Source organism: Rhodoferax sp. LB1P47 (genome assembly GCF_056521445.1).
Window position 1 is genome coordinate 1 of record NZ_JBWMAU010000027.1, and the last position, 18,933, is coordinate 18,933.

Sequence of the window (18,933 nt, forward strand, 5' to 3'; positions counted from 1 at the left end):
GCCTTCTTGATTGCTGGCAAGCTTTCTCACTTACCGCCCAATCCGCTTCAAAAAGCAAGGATTCGTCCATGATCTGAGTGGGGGTAGTGGTGTGCCACCCGAAACGGAAGAGAGCCAAGAAATTAGCCTCCAGCGCATATCTCACCTGCGCAAGCTGCTACGAATTTCATAGTGGATATTGAACGACCAAGCCCCCACCCTAGCCCTCCCCCGGAGGGGGAGGGAACCAGACACAACACCCATGCGCACTCCATCTGCCCCACTTGCCTCCACCGCCCGCAACCTGTCCGCCTGGTGGCAGGCCGCACCGTTGACGGCGGTGTTTGCGGTGTTCTTTTTGGTGCCGCTGGCGCTGATCGTCATGGTTAGCTTTTGGGACTTCAACGAATACGAACTGCTGCCCGGCTTCACCTTTAAAAACTACATCGCCATTTTTGACGGCTGCGGCAACACCAGCGAGATGTGCGTCACGCTGAAGACGTACTTGTCTACCTTCAAATTCTGCTTTTTGGTCTGGCTGATCACGCTGCTTATTGGCTTTGCGGTGTCGTACTTTCTGGCCTTCCACGTCCAGTCGTCGGGCATGCAAACCCTGCTGTTCGTGCTGTGCACCATCCCGTTTTGGACCAGCAACGTGATCCGCATGATCTCGTGGGTGCCGCTGCTGGGGCGCAACGGCCTGGTGAACCAGGGGCTGGTGGGCGCTGGCATCGTGGAGCAACCGGTGGAGTGGCTGCTGTTCTCCGATTTCTCGGTCACGCTGGCCTTTGTGCACCTGTACACCATGTTCATGATCGTGCCCATTTTCAACAGCATGGTGCGCATCGACCGCAGCCTGCTGGAAGCCGCCAATGACAGCGGTGCCAGCGGCTGGCAAACCCTGTGGAACGTTGTCGTGCCGCTGTGCCGCACCGGCATCATCATCGGCTCCATCTTCGTCATCACCATCGTGATGGGCGACTTCGTCACCGTGGGCGTGATGGGCGGCCAGCAGATTGCGTCGATCGGCAAGATTATCCAGGTGCAAACCTCGTACCTGCAATTCCCCCTGGCCGCCGCCAACGCAGTGATCCTGCTGGCCATCGTCTTGATGATCATCTGGGCCTTGACCCGGCTGGTCGATATCCGCAAGGAACTCTAATGAAACGCGCTCCTGGATTCGTACCGCTGGCGATGGTTTTTGCCCTGTTCGTACTCTTTATGTACGGCCCGATGTTCGTCATCTTCATCCTCAGCTTCCAGGGCCCAGAAGGCGGTTTGACCTTTCCGCTGCGCGGCGTGTCGCTGCACTGGTTTGGCAAATTGGCCGAGGGTCTGGGCGTGGTGGATATTGGCGCAGCCCTGCGCCGTTCGCTGGCGCTGGGGCTGGCGGTGATGGCTTGCACGGTGGTGTTCTCGGTGCTGGCGGGTCTGGCGTTCCGCAAAAAACTAGCCGGGGGCAATGCGCTGTTTTTCATCGTGATTGCCAGCCTGATCATGCCGTCCATCATCGTCTCGCTGGGCATCGGGTTGGAGTTTCGCCTGCTCGACGGCGGCATCAAATGGGTGCTGGAATGGTTCGGCATGCAAGACACGCTGGATAACTACGGCACCGCTCTGGGCCTGTTCACCTCGGCGCTGGGCGCGCACCTCACCTGGACCCTGCCCTTCGGCCTGCTGATCATGTTTGCCATCTTCAACCGCTTCAACCCGGCCTACGAGGAAGCCGCCCGCGACCTGGGTGCCACGCCGTGGCAGAGCTTTCGGCACGTGGTGCTGCCGCTGATTGCGCCTTCGGTGGTGGGTATCGGCATGTTTGGCTTCACCTTATCGTGGGATGAAATTGCCCGCACCTCGCAGGCGATTGGTGATGTCAACACCCTGCCGCTGGAGCTGCAAGGCCTGACCACGACCGTCACCACGCCGTCGATCTATGCCGTGGGCACGGTGACCACCGTGGTCTCGTTCATCGTGATGGGCATCACCCTTCTGCTGGTTAAGCTCCTCGGTCAGAAACCCAACCAAAGAACATAGTGACCCCCCTCAGCGACAGTGAAATCTACGAGCGCATCGTCTCCGCCATCCTGGACCACCGGCTCCAGCCCGGCACCAAGCTGGTGGAAGACAAACTCGGCACCGCCTTTGGCGTGTCGCGCACCCGCATACGCCCGGTGCTGGTGCGCCTGGCCAACGAACAAATCGTGACGATGGTGCCCAACCGGGGGGCCTGCGTAGCCCAGCCCACCGAGCAAGAAGCGCGTGAAGTCTTCGAGGCCCGCCGCCTGGTCGAGCCACCGCTGCTGGAGCGCTTCATGGCCGTGGCCACCCCGGCCGACATCGCCATCCTGGCCCACTTCATCGCCGAAGAAGAGGCCGCCCGCGCCAAGGGCAATCTGCGCCACGCCATCCGCATGTCGGGCGACTTCCACCTATTGATTGCCGAGCGCGCCGGGCAGCAGACGCTGGGCCGTATCCTGCGCGAGCTGGTGTCGCGCACCTCGCTGATTTTGATGACCTGGGGCCCGGTGGAGCTGCCCGGCAGCCGCGCCGGGGCCTGTGGTTGCCAGGAACACCGCGCCGTGCTGGACGCCATCCGCCTGCGCGACGTGGCCGCCGCCAGTCGGCTGATGCGTGAACATCTGGAGCATCTGGAAGCGCAGGTGCGGTTTGACGTGGTGGTTTCAGCGGCCCCGGACCTGATCGAACTTTTCGGCCAAGCGGCCTGACCCCATGCGGCACTTGCTGGTCATCAATCCAAATACCAGCGACAGTGTCACTGCGCTCTTACGCACCTACATCTTGCAGATGAGCGCCCCGGATGTGGCGGTGCACATGGTGACGGCGCGATTTGGTGCGCGCTACATCGCCAGCGAAGCCAGCTACGCCATCGCTGCGCACGCCACGCTGGATGCCTGGGCCGCGTGGTTGGCCGGTGGCGGCCCCACACCCGACGCGGTGCTGGTCGCCTGCTTTGGCGACCCCGGCCTGCTGGCCCTGCGCGAATGCAGCCCGGTGCCCGTCACCGGCCTGGCCGAAGCCGCATTTTTTGAGGCCGCCCAGCACGGCCGCTTTGCTATCGTCACCGGCGGCGTTGCCTGGCAGCCCATGCTGGCGCGCCTGGCCCACAGCCTGGGCTATGGCCCGCAACTGGTCCACATCCACACGCTGGAAGCCACCGGCGCCGAACTGGCTGCCGACCCGGTAGCGGCCCGCGCCCTGCTAGCGGCCACCTGCCGAAAGGCTGCTGAGCAGCCCGGCGTGCAAGCAGTGATTCTGGGCGGTGCGGGTTTGGCAGGCATGGCCGCGCAGATCCAGGGCGAAGTGCCGGTGCCCGTCATCGACAGCGTACTCGCCGGTGCCCGCCAGGCGCAGGCCGCACCGGCACAAGGCGGTGGTCCGGCGGCACTGGCTGGCGCCTGGACTGGCTTGTCCGCAGCGCTGATGGCGTTGGCTACCCGCTGAGCCGGCTGGGACGCTAACGCCCGCTTGCCGATACTATGGGCGTATCGCACACCCCTGCGCTTATGGCGCCGCCTCCATGACATCTTCCTCCCCCTTGTCGCCGGATTCTTCTGGCCCGACCGCCGCGCCCTCACGGCCCTGGTCGCAGCTTGAGAATAAAACCTTCTTCATGCTACTGGCGGGGGTAACTCTGGCGTTTGGCTGGATTCTGTGGCCGTTCTATGGCGCGGTCTTCTGGGGCGTGGTGATGGCCATCCTGTTTGCGCCGCTGTTTCGCTGGCTGCTGCGGCCCTTGAAGCAGCGCCGCACCCTGGCCGCGCTGTGTACGCTGCTGGTGATTCTGCTCATCGTGATTTTGCCGATGTCCTTGATCGCCGCCATGCTGCTCAAGGAGGGCAACGGCCTGTACCTGCGCATGCAGTCAGGCGAGCTGAACTTCGGCGCCTACTTCGGCAAGATCGTGGCGGCCCTGCCCAGCTGGGTATCGAACCTGCTGGACCGCTTCGGCCTGGGCAATCTGGGTGATATGCAGGAAAAGCTCAGCAGCGTCCTGGCCGAGGCCAGCCAGACCCTGGCCACTCAGGCATTCAGCATCGGGCAGAACACGCTGGACTTCGTGGTCAGCTTTTTCATCATGCTGTACCTGATGTTCTTTTTGCTGCGCGACGGCTCCAGCCTGGTGCGCCGCATGCGCGACGCGATTCCGCTGGACAGCGAAACCAAGCGCCAGCTGTTTAGCAAGTTCACCACCGTGGTTCGCGCCACCGTCAAAGGCAATGTGCTGGTGGCCGTGGTGCAGGGCTTGCTGGGCGGGCTGGCGTTCTGGTTCCTGGGCATCCACGCAGCCGTGCTGTGGGCGGTGCTGATGGCCTTCCTGTCGCTGCTGCCTGCGGTGGGAGCAGGGCTGATCTGGCTGCCGGTGGCCATTTACTTTCTGGCGACTGGGGCGGTATGGCAGGGCGCGGCGCTGGTCTGCTACGGCGTACTGGTGATCGGTATGATCGACAACGTGCTGCGCCCGGTGTTGGTCGGTAAAGACATCAAGATGCCCGACTATCTGGTGCTGATCTCCACGCTGGGTGGCATGGCGATTTTTGGGCTTAACGGCTTTGTCATCGGCCCAGTGATCGCCGCCATGTTCATGGCCGCGTGGGACATCTTTGCCGGCACGCTGGTAAAAGCTGCGCCGCCCCACAGCGCCGATTCCACCAGGCCATCTTAGTATCTTTTTTATAGCGCTTTGCGCAGGTTCTACCTGCGCTAGAGCCGTATTTAACCCAAAGTGACCGTGCGACCTGCGCCGTCAAAGCGATGCAGGGTGTGGAGGTCAAACTCCAGCGCCACCTGGTCGTAGGTCACATAAGTGGTGGTCACGCCGAGTTGCCGGGGCGGCTTGAGGGTCTCGACCCAGATCTGGCCACGCAAGACGGCATCCAAGTTGGACAAGGGTTCGTCAAACAAGAATATCTTCGTTGCCCGCACGATGGCGCGGCCAATGGCCACGCGCTGGCCACCCGACAGCTTCTTGGGCGTGCGCTTCAGGTAGGGTGTGAGGTTCAGCGTCTCGGCGGCACGCTCGACCTTTTGCTTGATTTCATCGACCGCCACCTTGGCCAGCTTGAGGGCGAAGGACATGATGAAATTTCGAATTTATTTAAGACCGGTCGCCGCCAAAAACCCGTGTGTCACCCGCCGCTGGAACAAAAGATAGGCAATCGCCACCGGCGCACCGCCCAAGAGCGCCGCCGCCATGGTCTGGGCGTAGCGCACACCAAAGGCATCCTGGATCTGCGTCAGGCCCACCGGCACGGTCATCATCTGCGGCGAGGTAATGACGATGAAAGGCCACAGAAAGTTGTTCCACGAACCGATGAACACGATGATGGCCATGGCCCAGAGGATGTTTTTGCTGATGGGCACAAAGATGTGCCACAGCACCTGCCACTCGCTGGCACCTTCCATCATGGCGGCCTCGCGGAAGTCACGCGGGATGGCATCAAAGAAACCACGGAACACATAAATCGCCATCGGCGAGACGATCTGCGGCAGCACGATGCCTGCCAACGTGTCGATCGCGCCCAGCGTGTGCATCAGGCGAAACAGCGGGATTAGCAGCGCCTCGAACGGAAACATCACGCCCACCATGGCCAGCATGAAAAAGCCGTCGCGCCCCCGGAACTTGAGCTGCGAAAACGCATACGCCGCCAGCACGCTGATGGCCACGGTCAGCGCTGTCACCGCCACCGAGGTAACGATGCTGTTGAACATCCAGGTCGGCAGGTTGCCCACCGACAGCACCTTGGTGAAAGCCCCCAGCGTCCACTCCTGCGGCAACCAGCGCATGGGTTGCAGCACGGTTTCTTCCTCGGGGCGCAGGGCTGTGCTCAGTGCCCACAGCAGCGGGGCCACCCACAGGGCCGCCAGCGCGGCAGTCAGCAGCAGAGCGGCAGCAGCCCAGCCCCAGTCGGCGAACCGGCTCTCGCTTTCCATACGTGACATTCTTGAATTAGTTTGCATGGCGACTCCGCAGCAACCAGTTTTGCAGCACCGACACCAGCAGCACCACCACCATGAACACCACGGCAATCGCCGAGGCATAGCCCGCGTTGTCGTTCACAAAGCCGGTCTCGTACATGTAGTGCAGCACCACCCGGGTGGAATTGAACGGCCCGCCGCCGGTCATGATGAAGGGCTGGCTGAACACCTTGAGCGAGCCAATCAGCTGCAACAGCACCACCATGGTGGTCACCGGCATCAACTGCGGCCAGGTCATGTAGCGGAACAGGGCGAAGCCGCTGGCACCGTCCAGTCCGGCGGCCTCGTAAATGTCGCTGGGGATGTTGCGCAGCCCGGCCATGAAGAACAGCATGTTGAAGCCCACCGTCCACCACAGCGTGGCGATGCCCACCATCGGCATGGCCCACACCGGGTCGCTGAGCCAGGCGGTCTGGCTTTCAAACACGTAGTTGATCACGCCAAAGTTGGGGTGCAGCATCCACCCGGCGATCAGCGTCATCACGCCCACCGGCAGCACATAGGGCAGAAAAAAGGCGGCTTGCACCAGCGACTTGCCCCGGTCCAGCCGCTCCACCAGCAGCGCGGCCACCAGGCCCATGGCGGTGAGCGGCAGCACGGTAAGCAGGCAAAAGTACAGGGTTTGCAGCAGCGATGCCCAGAAATCGGCATCGCCAAACAGCTCGGTGTAGTTGGCTAGGCCGACAAAGCCGGTGGTGGCCGTGGTGCTGCTCTGGGTAAAGCTCAGCAGCAGGGTCTGCACCGCAGGCCACAGAAAAAACAGGCCGTAGGCCAGGGCGAACGGGGCCAGCATGGCCGCTGCGTGCAGCGGAATGCGAGGGAGTTGGGGGGTAGGCCGCATGGGGACTTTCGTGGTGGTCTAGGCAGAATGCGCACTTATCAAAACACCGCAGACCCCCACCCCAACCCTCCCCCGGAAGGGGAGGGAGCAATGCAGGCTCCGGTATACCCCCTCCCTCTTCGGGGGAGGGTTGGGGTGGGGGCAGGCAGCCGCCAACGGTGTGGGTATTTGCTAGCCCTGCAAGAAGATTCGCGCTGTAGCTTGGGTTGGCGCTATTTCGCGGGACGCGCGCTGGCCAGCAGCTTCTTGGCTTCGGCATCGAACATGCCCAGGGCCTTATCCACCGGCAACTGGCCGGTCATGGCCGCCGGGAAGAACTTGGCGGCGCTGGCTTCCATCGGGCCTGCGGCGCCACCGTACCAGCCTTCGGGGCTGAAGACGATGTTCTTGGCCACCACGCCGGAGAACTCGTTGTTCGGCTTCATGGCTTTAAGTGCATCGGATTCGGCCACGGCGCTGAAGGCGGGGATATGGCCACCACCGGCCCAGGTGATGGAATGCCGGCCCACGTAGTCGACAAACTTCAGCGCGCCTTTGAGGCGTTCGGCCGGGATGGGTTTGCCCTTGTTGTCGGGCACCGCAAAGGCGTGCGAATCGCCCCACACGCTCTGGTTGGCGTACAGCTTGGGCAAGGGCACGATGCCGTACTCAAATGGCAGTTTTTTGCTGGCACTCAGGTCCACCATGCTGGGCACTTCCCACACGCCGTTCAGCATGAAGGCCGCTTTGCCGCTCAGAAACTGGGCGTTGGCTGCGGGGTAGTCCAGGTTTTTGGTGGCGTAGCCCTTGCTGAACCAGTCGGTGATGACCTTCATCGAATCCACGCCCGCCTCGCCGTAGGCCAGCTTGCCGTTGTCCAGCATCTTGCCGCCGCGCTGCGCCAGCATCGACAGCCACAGGCGGTAGCCCATGTAGGAGTTGGTGTTGCTCTCCATGGCAAACGCGTCGGTGCCGGTTTTCTCCTTCACCGCGCGAAAGGCGTCGGTCAGTGCGGCAATGCCTTCGATGGGCAACAGGCGGCCTGCGGCATCGGCCAGCCCGGCCTTGGCGACCAGGGTTTTGTTGTAGTACAGCACCAGCGCGTGGGTGTCCAGCGGGATGGCGTAGGTTTGGCCGTTGTATTGGCCTTTTTGCCATTGGCGCTCGGCGTAGTCGGTGCCCACAATACCGGCGGCGGCCAGCTCGGCCGGGGCCAAAGCCCGCAGCGCGCCCGACGGGCCAAAGTCGCCCATGCGCGACAAATGCAGGTTGATCAGGTCCGGCCCCGCGCCCACGGCGGAGGCGGTACGCACCTTGGTGTAGAAGGGCACGCCCCAGGGCAAGGTGGTGGTTTCCACCTTGTAGTCCGTCTGGCTGGCGTTGAAGCCATCGACCAGCGTGGCCAGCCGGGCACCGTCGCCACCGCTGAGCAGGGTCCAGAGCTTGATGTCGGTGGCGGCCCAGGTGGGCGCGCTAAAGCTGGCGACGGCCAGAGCGGCGGCGGCCAGGCCGGTGCGGCGGGTGAAGGTTTTTGTCATGTGTTGTCTCCGATTATTTTTAGGGGTGAAGTTTCAAGACGCGGTATGCGTCTTGGCTAACCAATTGGGGGCGTAGCCCAGCGGGTTATCGGGGGCGATGCGCTGCGCCACGGCAGTGCCTCGGGTGTGGGCGGCCAGGGTGGCCAGGTCGGCTTTGGGCTGGCGGTTTTCGGTCAGCAGGCCGTTTTGCTCCAAAAAGGTGTCAGTCAACTGGGTGTAGCAAAAGCCCGCCAGGTGGCCGCAGTCGTGCACGCTGGCCAGCAAGTCGCCGTACTGTTGCAGCAGCTCCTCCGGGTTGCGGGCCGAGGTGTAGCCCCAGGCCGCCACGCCGTCCGGCCTGCCGGGCACCATCGCAATGCCGCCAAATTCGGTCAGCATGGCCGGGCGGTGGGTGGTGTCAAAGCCGGGCAGCACCAGCATGCGGCGGGCGTGGCGCGAGTGTTGCAGCGTGTGGGCGATGGCCTCGGGGCTGCCGTAGCGCTGGCGGAACAGCGTGGGATCGTTGCTGTAGTCGTGGATGGCCAGGATGTCGCCGCAGGGCATTTCCCAGCCGTCGTTGCCAATAACGGGGCGGCTGCCGTCCAGCGCCTTGGTCAGGTGGTACAGGGCCTGCACAAAGTTCACCTGGCGCGGGTCGTGGGGCAGCTCGGGCACGCCCCAGGACTCGTTGATCGGCACCCAGGCCACCACGCAGGGGTGCGACAGGTCGCGCTGCACCAGGGCTTTCCATTCGTCGGCCACGCGGTCCACGGTCTCAGCGGAGAAGCCATAGGCCGAGGGCATTTCGGCCCATACGCACAGGCCCAGCACGTCGCACCAGTACAGCCAGCGCGGGTCTTCGCTTTTTTGGTGCTTGCGGGCCCCATTGAAGCCCAGGCGTTTGATGAGCTCCACATCGGCGCGCAGCTCGTCGCTGGTGGCCGTCATCAGCGACGCAGGCCAATAACCCTGGTCCAGCACCATACGCAGAGGGTAGCTGCGGTTGTTGAGCATGAAGTTGGCGGCATCCAGCTTGACATCGCGCAGGGCGGTGTAGCTGTCCACCTGGTCCAGCAACGTGCCGTCGGCGGCCAGCAGGGTGAGCGTAGCGTCGATGAGCTGCGGGTGCTCGGGGCTCCAGGTCCAGGGGTCGCGGGCCGAGTCGATGCCGGGGTCGGGCAGGTGGATGCTGCGGCGCACCTGGCCGTCTTGCACCGCATACGTGTCGTTCGACAGCACCGTACCGTCCAGCGACAACTGCACTTGCAAACGCTGGCCGGGCTGTGGCTGATTCACCGTCGCATCCAGCCGGATCTGCCACTGCGCCACGTCCGCCGTCCAGCGCAGGCCGGCTAGGTGGCTGCTCTGCACCACCTCTAGCCACACGCTGCGCCAGATGCCGCTGGTGCGCGGGTACCAGATGTTGTGCGGCTCGGGCTGCCAGTCTTGTTTGCCGCGCGGCTTGTGCATGTCATGCGGGTCGTCCTCGGCCAGCAGGGCCAGGGTGAAGCCACTGCCGGTGACGTAAGCGCTGATGTCCAGCTGGAACGGTGCATGCCCGCCCCGGTGCGTGCCGACCTGCTGGCCGTTGACCCACACCGTGGCCTCGTAGTCCACCGCGCCAAAGTGCAGCAGCACCCGCTGGGAGGCAGCCGGGGCTGCGGTCAGTTCCACCGTGCGGTGGTACCAGCAGCGGGGGTGGAAGCCGGTGTCGGCGATGCCGCTGCGCTGCGACTCGGGGGCGTAAGGCACGGTGATGCGGCGGTCAAAAGCCACGTCGGCGGGCAAGGCCCAGCGGGCGGCATCGTCGAAGGCAAATTGCCAGACTCCGTCCAGGCTTTGCCACTGCGCGCGGCGCAACTGGGGGCGGGGGTAGTCCATGAAATGTTTCCTGGTTGGTTGTAACAAGTGCTGAAATTTACCCACAATAACCGTAACTAACAAGTTTTATCGCGATGAAAGAGGCTAGGTGTTTTCACCAGCAAAACACCCAAGGTCGGCCCTCAATCGTGCTGTATCGGGCACAGTCAGCCACTAGAATCGCAAGTTAAATGGTGATTAAAAAATGAACAACAAACCCAAACTCACCAGCAAGCGGGTGCTCATCGTGGAAGGCGAGGCCACGCTGCCGATTGCCAAGGCGCTGGCGTCCGAGACGCGGCAAATCATCCTCAGCCTGTTGACGCACAACGTGATGAACGTGAGCGAAATCGCCGAGGCGATGAACATGCCGCACTCCACCGTCAGCTTCAACCTGAACCAGTTGCAGGCCGTGGGTTTGATCAAGGTCGAGGTAGAACCCGGCACGCGCGGCACGCAAAAGCTGTGCGCCAAGCGCTACGACGAGCTGGTGTTCCAGCTGCCCGGCGCGGCCGCCGAGGTGGCCCCGGACGTGGTGACCGTCAGCATGCCCATTGGCAGCTACCGGCATGTAGAAGCCCGCCCTACCTGCGGCCTGGCCAGCGAAACCAAGATCATCGGCTTGCTGGACGATGCCCGCTCGTTCTTTGAGCCCGAGCACCTACACGCCCAGTTGCTGTGGTTTGGCAAAGGCTATGTGGAATACGCGTTTCCCAACAACCTGCCGTTTGGCGCGGTGGCCCGGTCGATCGAGCTGTCGATGGAGATCTGCTCCGAAGCGCCGCAGTACAACCTGGACTGGCCGTCCGACATCACCCTGTGGATCAACGGCTGCGATGTGGGCACATGGACCAGCCCCGGCGACATGGGCGGCACGCCCGGCCTGCTGACACCCAGCTGGTGGCACGAGGACCAAACCACCTTCGGCCTGCTCAAGCGCTGGAGCGTTACCAATCAGGGCTCGATGATCGACGGCGTGGCGCTGCTGCCAATCACGCTGGAGCAGCTCAACCTGGGCGGCTCCAACCACATCAGGGTGCGCATCGGCATCAAGGACGATGCGCGCCACCAGGGCGGCATCAACCTGTTTGGCCGCCGTTTTGGCAACTACCCGCAAGACCTGGTGATGCGCATCGCCTACGGGTTTCCGGCAGAAACCGCACGCGTGCAGGCAAAGTAATTGCTATAAATTGCATAGCTATCACCGCACATCCTATAAGCGCTAGTGGCTGTTTTTATATAAATAGCCAGCCAGACCATAGCCGCGAACACAGCAAAGATGCATACACTGCTTGCCTACTGATTTAGCACCCGCAGGACGTACATAAGTCCTCACCTAAACCGTAAGCTCTATGGATGCCTCATCGCCCATTTCCAGCCTGACACCCCAATCTGAAGCCCTGCGCAAAGACCGCAGCAAAGCGCTTCAGCGGAGGGCCGATGGTTTGGCGGTCGGCTTGGCGGTGGTGCTGGCTACGCTGGTGGGCGCGGCGCATATGCGCTGGAACACCGGGCAGGCCGATGCCCTGCTGCAAGCCGAAGCCAGCAATCTGGCCGACAAGGTCCACCAGGCCAGCACCCAGAGCAGCACTATGGCCACTTCCGCGCTGATGGCGGCCATCAGCTTTGACATCAAGCAGGTGCTGATTGGCAACATCTCGGGCGACTACGGCCAGGTCTACACCGACTTCTCCACCCTGCTGCTGGCCCCCGGCACGCAGGATGTGTTTTTGCTCAACGCCAAGGGCACCACCTTGTCGGAGCTGAACCTGGACGGCACCTCGCCCCTGCTGGGCAGCGAGCAGGGCGGGCAAGCGTTTTTTCAGCGCGCCCTGCAAGGCCAGCCGGTGCTCTACCCCGCCACCGATGCCAGTGGCCAGCAGCGCCGCCTGTACTTTGCAGCCCCGGTGCGCATTGCGACGGCCGCGCGCGCGCCGGTGAGCGGCGTGTACGTGGTGCAAACCAGTGCCGATGCGCTGGACAGGGCACTAGACCAGCGGGCCGCACCGGTGCTGGTGGTGTCCCCGCAAGGGCTGGTGTTTGCCAGCAACCGGCCCGGCTGGCGCATGCAGATGCTGCCGGGCACCTCTGCCAGCACGGGCGCCCTGCCGGTGCCCGAAGCGCAATTTGGCAGCACAGCCCGGGCGGTTTTACCGTTCACCCTGGACGGCGACCGCCTGCTCTGGCCGGGCCACCGCAGCACCGTGGCCAGCCGCCCGCTGGGCTGGGACAACGGCGACGGCCCCTGGCAGCTGCTGCTGTTGGACGAGCGCAGCCTGTGGACCACCTTGCTGGCCCCCGGCCTGGTGGGGGTGGGCGTGCTGCTGTGCGGCCTGCTGGGCTACTACGCCGTATCGCGCCGCACGCTGGCCCGCCGCCATCTGGCCCAGCAGCGCAAGCAAAGCGATGCCGAACTGCGCCAGATGACCGAGGTCGTCCAGGCCGCCAGCCAGCGCATGCTGGACATCAGCGACGCCCTGCCCTGCGCCGTGTTCCAGATGACCATGCAGGGCAATGGCACACCGCACTTTCACTTTGTGGGCAAGCCCATCCAGCAGCTGCTGGGCATCAGCGCCGAGGCGCAAATGGACAACCCCCGTGCCCACCTCACCTACATCCACCCGGCCGATTTGCCCCGGGTGCAACAGGCCTTGCGCGGGGCCCACACCGCAGCGGCCACGCCGTCCAGCTTTGAGGGCCGTTCTGAAGCCGCCACCAACAACGAATCCATCACCGTGCGCTACCGGGTCCAGCTGGGCCCCCAACTGCGCTGGATCCAGCTGGTGGCCAGCGGCGTGGTCAACGCCATGCACCCCGACACCCAGGTCTGGACCGGCTACTGGCTGGACGTCACCAGCACCATCGCAGCGCAAGAAACCCTGCAAGCCCGCGAAAAGCAGGTTCGCACCGTGCTCGAATCCGCCCCCAGTGCGCTGGTGGTCACCCGCGAGGATGGCCGCGTGCTGTTCCACAACCAGCGCGTGCTGGAGGTGTTTCGCATCGACGAGGCCACGTTGCGCCAGAGCGGCATCCGGGCGCTGTACATCGACCCGCAGGTGCGCCAGCGCGCGGTCGAGGCGTTGCGCACCGAGGGCTACATCATGGGTTGGGAAATCGCCTTCACGCGCGGCGACGGCACGCCGTTCTGGGCCTCGCTCACCTCCAGCATGGGCGAGTTTGCGGGCGAGAGCGCGGGCTTCACCTGGTTTGACGACATCACCAGCCGCAAGCACGCCGCCGACGCGCTGCAAGCCGCCAAAGAAGCCGCAGAAATGGCGGGCCAGGCCAAGAGCGCCTTTTTGGCCAACATGAGCCACGAAATCCGCACCCCGATGAACACCATCATCGGGCTCTCCGAACTGGCCCTGAAGACACAGCTCGACCCACGCCAGCGCGAGTACATCGACCGGGTGCAAATGTCCGGCAAACACCTGCTGGGCATCATCAACGACATCCTCGACTTCTCCAAAATCGAGGCCAACAAACTCCAGATCGAACGGGTGCCATTTGCGCTCGACGCGCTGCTCACCAACGTAGCCAACCTGGTCACCGAAAAAGCCAGCGCCAAAGAGCTGGAGCTGGTGTTCGACATCGCCCCCGACGTGCCGCCCCACCTGCTGGGCGACCCGCTGCGGCTGGGCCAGATCCTCATCAACTTTGCCAACAACGCCGTCAAGTTCACGGAACAAGGCGAGATCGTGCTGGTGGCCCGCGTGCAGCAGCCCCCGCCAGAGGGCCTGCCCGAAGACCAGGTGCAACTCTACTTTGCCGTGCGCGACACCGGCATCGGCCTCAGCCCCGCGCAGTGCGGCGCGCTGTTCCAAAGCTTCCACCAAGCCGATGCCTCCACCACCCGCAAATACGGCGGCACCGGCCTGGGCCTGTCCATCAGCAAACGGCTGGCCGAGCTAATGGACGGGGCCGTGGGCGTAGACAGCCAAGTCGGCGCGGGCAGCAACTTCTGGTTTACCGCCATCCTGGGCGTGGGCACGGTGGCCGAACTGCCCGCCACCCCCGTCCCGCTACTGGCCGGCCTGCGCGCCCTGGTGGTAGACGACCACGCCATTGCCCGCAACATCCTGGCCACCAGACTGCACGAGCAGCACTTCAGCGTAAACACCGTCGCCTCCGGCGCGCAAGCCCTGGCCCACCTGCAAAGCCAGCCCTGCGACATCGTGTTTTTAGACTGGCACATGCCCACGCTGGACGGCATCGAAACCGCCCGCGCCATCCAGGCGCTGGCCCTGCCCGCACCGCCCAAAATGGTCATGGTCACCGCCTTTGGCCGCGACGGCCTGGTGGAACTCAGCGCCTCCGTGGGCATCGCCACCGTGCTGGTCAAACCGGTGTTTGCCACCACACTGCGCGACGCGCTGGCCCGCGTGGGTTACTGCGCGGCCCGCACCGATGCCGCCGCCAGCCCCAGCGAGCTGTTCGCCCGCATGGCCCCGCTGGCCGGCGCCCGCATCCTGCTGGTGGACGACAACGAATTCAACCAGTACGTGGGCGTAGAACTGCTGGCCACCGCCGGGCTGGTGGTCGAGGTGGCCGACAACGGCCAGATCGCGCTGGACAAACTCGCCACCACGGCTTTTGATCTGGTGCTGATGGACATGCAAATGCCGGTAATGGACGGCATTACCGCCACCCAAGAAATCCGCAAACAACCCCGCTTCGACAAGCTGCCCGTCATCGCCATGACCGCCAACGTCATGCAGTCTGACCGCGATGCCTGCATCGCCAGCGGCATGTGGGATGTGATCACCAAACCCATCGTGGCCGACCACCTGTGGAGCGTGCTGGTGCAATGGATTGATCCACGTGAAACACCGGCCCCGCCGGTGCTTGCCAGCATCCCGGAAGCAGTCGATTTGCCGGAGCACATCCCCGCCCTCAACATGGCGGCCGGCCTGCGCCGCCTGAACGGCAACCGCAAGGCCTACCTGAACATGCTACGCCTGTTTGTGCGCAACCAACACAGCACACCGGCCCAACTGCACGCCGCCTTGGCCATCGCCGACTGGCCCACCGCCGAGCGCATCGCCCACAGCGCCAAGGGCGTGGCCGGCAGCATCGGTGCCGAGGCACTGCAAGAGCAAGCCCGGGTGCTGGAATCGGCCCTGCACGCAGGTGCAGCGCTAGACCAGCTCCAGCCCCTGGTGGCCGAGGTAGAGGTGCTGCTCAACGCCTTGGTGCAGGCCCTGCGCACCCAGCTCCCGCCCGAAGCCGCCCAGGCTACGGTTGCCGTAGACCGTGCCCAACTCCAAGCCGTCTGCACCCAGCTCGCCGCCCTGCTGACCCAAGACGACAGCGACGCCATCGCCCTGCTGGAACAGCACGCCGCCCTGCTGCACTCCGCCTTCCCCCAGGCCTATGCGCAAATGGACCAGGCGCTGAAAGACTTTGAGTTTTCCATTGCGCTGGAGATTTTGCAGGGAGAGATGGGCGTTGCGGAGTGATTGCATTATTAATACAATGCAATCACTGAGATCAAATCCAAAAAGGATATTCAATGTCTTCCATCACTGTCCGCAACTTACCAGACGAGACGCACCGTGCTTTGCGCGTGCGCGCTGCGATAGCTGGTCGAAGCACTGAGGCCGAAGTTCGAGCCATTCTTGAGAGCATCGCACGACCCGAGGGCCGCATCAAGTTGGGCTCCTTGTTGGCTGAGATCGGACAACAGGCAGGGGGGTTCGATCTTGAGATCGAGCGTGACAAGTCACCCGTAGAACCGATAAGCTTTGAATGATTCTTCTGGATACCAACGTCGTTTCTGAGCCATTGAAGCTCACCGGCAATGTGGGCGTGTTGACTTGGATGGACGCGCAAACCATCGAAACGCTTTATCTGTCAGCGATCAGTCTGGCAGAGTTGCGCTTTGGCATTGCGGCGCTGCCGCCGGGCAAACGAAGAGACACGCTGCACTCCAGTCTTGAGCAACGCATCGTGCCTCTGTTTGCCGACCGAATACTGCCCTTTGATGCAGCCGCGTCCGAAGCCTACGCGGTGCTTCGTGCCCGCGCTCGGGCCCAAGGGAAAGCCATTGCGCCCGCAGACGGCTATATTGCCGCTACGGCCATCGCTCATAGTTTGATAGTTGCAACGCGCGATACCGGCCCTTTTGAAGCGGCTGGTTTGACGGTCATCAATCCGTGGAACACGCAGCACTGACACATTAGAAATGTTCGCATCGCGGTCAGCAAAATACGGACTGCCGAAAACGACGGCGATGCCTTGGGCCTGCTGCACTCCGCCTTCCCCAAAGCCTACGCACAGATCGACCAGGCGCTGAAAGACTTTGGGTTTGAGGCGACTTTAGCGGTGTTGCGAAATGCTATGGTTTAAATAGCTGTATCCGCAGGTAGTGTGTGCGCTGGTGGCTCTTTTGGCTTGAAGTCGGATTGAGGACATCTGGCCCCCACCCCGGCCCTCCCCCAGCGGGGGATGGAGCAAAGCGGGCCCCCTGTATCGCCCCTTCCCCCGCCGGGGGAAGGTTGGGATGGGGGCCTGCCCGCTTCACTTAAAACGGCTAAAACGGCGATTCGGCCAAATTCACCGGCTGCAAGGGTGCTGCATCCGGTTTGGTGCCTGCTTCGCCCAGCGCCATCTCACCGCCCAGGGCGAGCAGCAAATCAGGAATCATCTGGCGCATTTCGCCGGTGGCGATGGCTGCGTCGGCATCGAAACCGTCTTCTTTTTCTTGCGAGGTGCCGTCGAACACGCCGTCCAGAAAGGTGACCTTCTTGACCTGCAAGCTCTCGGTGAGTACGAAGGACACGCGGCCCTCCCAGGTCATGGCCAGTTTGGTGGGCAGCTTGCCGTCGGCCACGTGCTGGCGCACCTCGTCGATGTCCAGCGCGTGGCGGGCGTATTTGACGACCGATTTGGACTCGTCGGCGGCCTTGAGTTCGCACTCGCGGTCCACGGTAAAGCCAGCGGGCGGCTCTTGCGTGGTGAGCCAGTTGGCCATCGCCGTGGCGGGCGACAGGCTGGTGTTGATTTGCAACACGGCAAAACCGTCAATCGCCTTGACCAGGGCGGTAATCACCTCGTCGGCGCGGCCTTGGCTACCGGCATCTACCACCAGTACCAGAGCGGCGGGGTCGAGCCACACCAGCACCGCGCCGCGCTTGGTGAAAGCCATCGGCAGCAGCGACAGCTTGACGTCTTCGCTGAGTTCTTTGCGCTCTTTTTTGCCGGGCTTGCGGCCGGTGCTGGCCTCGACCTGGGCCAGCCGCTCCTCCAGCTTGCGCTTGATGACCGAGCTGGGCACGGCCTTGCTCTCGAACATCAGCTTCAAGATGAGCTGGCCGCCGATCGACTCCAGCAGCGGGCCGTTGGCCACGCCGCGCGGCTCGGTCCAGCCGACCGACATTTCCTGGCTGGCGCCACATTCCACAAAACGGTCTTTGTCCAGCGCGGTTTCTATCGCCAGCAGGTCAGGAGCCCAGCCGGGGCCAATGCGGTACACCATCACATTTTTAAACACGGGAATTCTTTCTTCAGACAATCAGCGGGGCATTGTCGCCGCAGGGTGGATGGGCAAACTTTACATGCGGCTATTTCGGGCTTTACATAGAGATTCCACACTTGCCTCCAACCTGCAGCCAATCCCGGTCGCAGGCGAATCCCTCACTTTTTACCCCCCAGGAGTTCGCACATGGCATCTACCCGCACACCGTTCAAAAGTCTTGTTTTAGCCGGTCTTCTGGCCACCGTAGGCGCTGCCGCTTTTGCGGCCGACGCACCACCGCCACCACCGCCCGGAGCCGCTGGCATGGCCCAGCACGATCCGGCCAAAATGCAAGCGCATATGCAAAAGCGCCAGGCCGATTTGAAGGCCAAGCTCAAGCTCACCGCCGCCCAAGAACCGGCCTGGACCAGCTTCAGCGCCAGCATGCAACCCCCCGCCCACGGCCCACGGCCCGACAAGGCAGCCTTTGAAAAACTGACCACGCCCGAGCGCATCGACAAAATGCGCGCCCTGCATGCCGAGCGCGGTGCCCAAATGGACAAGCGCGCCGAGGCCACCAAGGCGTTTTACGCGGCCCTCAGCCCCGAGCAGCAAAAGGTGTTTGATGCCAACGCCATGCCGCATGGCGGACGCGGTGAACACGGTGGCCCCGAAGGCCGCCACCACAAAGGCTAAAAAATGGGCTCACCCCCAGGCTACAGGGCAAGCGCTTTTCGCCAACCCCCTTGCAGGGGGCGATACCAGTGGCCCGGCAAAGCCGGTTCCACGGTATGTTTGAAAAGATCCACTCAACCCTTGAGCATGGGTTAGCAGCGTTTTCAGCCCAAAAGCTGGGTTAGCTCGCCGGTCTGGATCAACTTTTCCAGATCGGCACACCCGCCCACCAGCGTGCCGCGCACGAACACCATGGGCAAGGTGGGCCAGCCGGTCCACATCTTCAACGCTCCCCGCTCCCGCCACTGGCTGACATAGCTGCCGTACTCCAGGTAATGGTGCGGCACGCCCGCCGCATCCAGGGCCTTGCGCGCCTTGCGGGGGTAGGGGTTGAGGCGCATCCCTACCACCACCACCGCATGCGCTGCCACGGCGGCCTGCACCTCTTGCACGATGCTGCGCTGCGAGGCACTTACTTTGTCGCGGATGGCGGGGTGGATACGGGCTTCTTCGAGGATGGAGCGGGGCATCAAGGCTTCCTTGGAACAAAAAACCGCAGCATAGCCTAGCCACGCTCAGGAAAGCCTGTGGATAGTTTTTGCATAAGTAGGCAGTTATCCACAGCTTGC

General features: G+C 63.3%; 16 protein-coding genes and 1 pseudogene. 10 read left to right on the plus strand and 7 right to left on the minus strand.

Features of this window, described 5'->3' with window-relative positions; genetic code table 11:
- Nucleotides 1-241: 241 nt before the first annotated feature.
- The 5 genes from AC0969_RS18920 (at nt 242) to AC0969_RS18940 (ending at nt 4,663) form a co-directional block, all read left to right on the plus strand.
- Nucleotides 242-1,141, plus strand: a complete 900-nt coding sequence (locus AC0969_RS18920) for an ABC transporter permease (RefSeq protein WP_479625702.1) — start codon at nt 242-244, stop codon at nt 1,139-1,141.
- On the plus strand, nt 1,141-2,013 hold the full coding sequence (locus AC0969_RS18925; protein WP_479625703.1) for an ABC transporter permease: 873 nt from the start codon (nt 1,141-1,143) through the stop codon (nt 2,011-2,013). The genes AC0969_RS18920 and AC0969_RS18925 overlap by 1 nt, the downstream gene beginning before the upstream one ends.
- Nucleotides 2,013-2,705, plus strand: a complete 693-nt coding sequence (locus AC0969_RS18930) for a GntR family transcriptional regulator (RefSeq protein ID WP_479625704.1) — start codon at nt 2,013-2,015, stop codon at nt 2,703-2,705. The genes AC0969_RS18925 and AC0969_RS18930 overlap by 1 nt, the downstream gene beginning before the upstream one ends.
- Nucleotides 2,706-2,709: 4 nt before the next feature.
- A complete protein-coding gene (locus AC0969_RS18935; protein WP_479625705.1) occupies nt 2,710-3,441 on the plus strand; it encodes an aspartate/glutamate racemase family protein in 732 nt (243 codons plus the stop codon).
- Nucleotides 3,442-3,610: 169 nt separating this feature from the next.
- Nucleotides 3,611-4,663 (plus strand): AI-2E family transporter, encoded by a 1,053-nt coding sequence (locus AC0969_RS18940; RefSeq protein ID WP_479625731.1) that lies wholly within the window; start codon nt 3,611-3,613, stop codon nt 4,661-4,663.
- Nucleotides 4,664-4,782: 119 nt separating this feature from the next.
- Here the strand turns inward: AC0969_RS18940 and AC0969_RS18945 are convergent.
- The 5 genes and pseudogenes from AC0969_RS18945 to AC0969_RS18965 form a co-directional block, all read right to left on the minus strand.
- Nucleotides 4,783-5,076: pseudogene (locus AC0969_RS18945) on the minus strand (ATP-binding cassette domain-containing protein); the annotation flags it as partial.
- A gap of 15 nt (nt 5,077-5,091) precedes the next feature.
- On the minus strand, nt 5,092-5,940 hold the full coding sequence (locus tag AC0969_RS18950; protein ID WP_479625706.1) for a carbohydrate ABC transporter permease: 849 nt from the start codon (nt 5,938-5,940) through the stop codon (nt 5,092-5,094).
- Between the two features lie 7 nt (nt 5,941-5,947).
- On the minus strand, nt 5,948-6,817 hold the full coding sequence (locus AC0969_RS18955; protein WP_479625707.1) for a carbohydrate ABC transporter permease: 870 nt from the start codon (nt 6,815-6,817) through the stop codon (nt 5,948-5,950).
- 212 nt (nt 6,818-7,029) lie between these two features.
- Nucleotides 7,030-8,334 carry an extracellular solute-binding protein gene (locus AC0969_RS18960; RefSeq protein WP_479625708.1) on the minus strand — a complete coding sequence of 435 codons (1,305 nt, stop codon included), beginning with the start codon at nt 8,332-8,334 and terminating at the stop codon, nt 7,030-7,032.
- Between the two features lie 33 nt (nt 8,335-8,367).
- Nucleotides 8,368-10,194, minus strand: coding sequence for a glycoside hydrolase family 2 protein (locus AC0969_RS18965; protein WP_479625709.1), 1,827 nt, complete (start codon nt 10,192-10,194; stop codon nt 8,368-8,370).
- Between the two features lie 184 nt (nt 10,195-10,378).
- Between AC0969_RS18965 and AC0969_RS18970 the strand changes: the two genes are divergently transcribed.
- The 4 genes from AC0969_RS18970 (at nt 10,379) to AC0969_RS18985 (ending at nt 16,347) form a co-directional block, all read left to right on the plus strand.
- Complete coding sequence (locus tag AC0969_RS18970) at nt 10,379-11,353, plus strand: ArsR/SmtB family transcription factor (RefSeq protein ID WP_479625710.1); 975 nt, start codon at nt 10,379-10,381, stop codon at nt 11,351-11,353.
- Between the two features lie 172 nt (nt 11,354-11,525).
- Nucleotides 11,526-15,632, plus strand: a complete 4,107-nt coding sequence (locus AC0969_RS18975; RefSeq protein ID WP_479625711.1) for a PAS domain-containing hybrid sensor histidine kinase/response regulator — start codon at nt 11,526-11,528, stop codon at nt 15,630-15,632.
- A gap of 53 nt (nt 15,633-15,685) precedes the next feature.
- The gene (locus tag AC0969_RS18980; RefSeq protein WP_479625712.1) at nt 15,686-15,925 is read left to right on the plus strand and encodes a FitA-like ribbon-helix-helix domain-containing protein; all 240 of its coding nucleotides are present in this window, start codon (nt 15,686-15,688) and stop codon (nt 15,923-15,925) included.
- Entirely contained in the window at nt 15,922-16,347 is a 426-nt protein-coding gene (locus AC0969_RS18985; RefSeq protein ID WP_479625713.1) for a PIN domain-containing protein, read from the plus strand. Before AC0969_RS18980 ends, AC0969_RS18985 begins: the two co-directional genes overlap by 4 nt.
- Nucleotides 16,348-16,705: 358 nt before the next feature.
- On the opposite strand, the gene AC0969_RS18990 is transcribed toward AC0969_RS18985, so the two are convergent.
- Nucleotides 16,706-17,665, minus strand: coding sequence for a recombination-associated protein RdgC (locus tag AC0969_RS18990; RefSeq protein ID WP_479625714.1), 960 nt, complete (start codon nt 17,663-17,665; stop codon nt 16,706-16,708).
- A 171-nt stretch (nt 17,666-17,836) separates the two neighbouring features.
- Between AC0969_RS18990 and AC0969_RS18995 the strand changes: the two genes are divergently transcribed.
- On the plus strand, nt 17,837-18,325 hold the full coding sequence (locus AC0969_RS18995; RefSeq protein WP_479625715.1) for a Spy/CpxP family protein refolding chaperone: 489 nt from the start codon (nt 17,837-17,839) through the stop codon (nt 18,323-18,325).
- Between the two features lie 143 nt (nt 18,326-18,468).
- Here AC0969_RS18995 and AC0969_RS19000 read toward each other — a convergent pair whose 3' ends face one another.
- The gene (locus tag AC0969_RS19000) at nt 18,469-18,834 is read right to left on the minus strand and encodes a glutaredoxin (RefSeq protein ID WP_479625716.1); all 366 of its coding nucleotides are present in this window, start codon (nt 18,832-18,834) and stop codon (nt 18,469-18,471) included.
- Between the last annotated feature and the right edge of the window lie 99 nt (nt 18,835-18,933).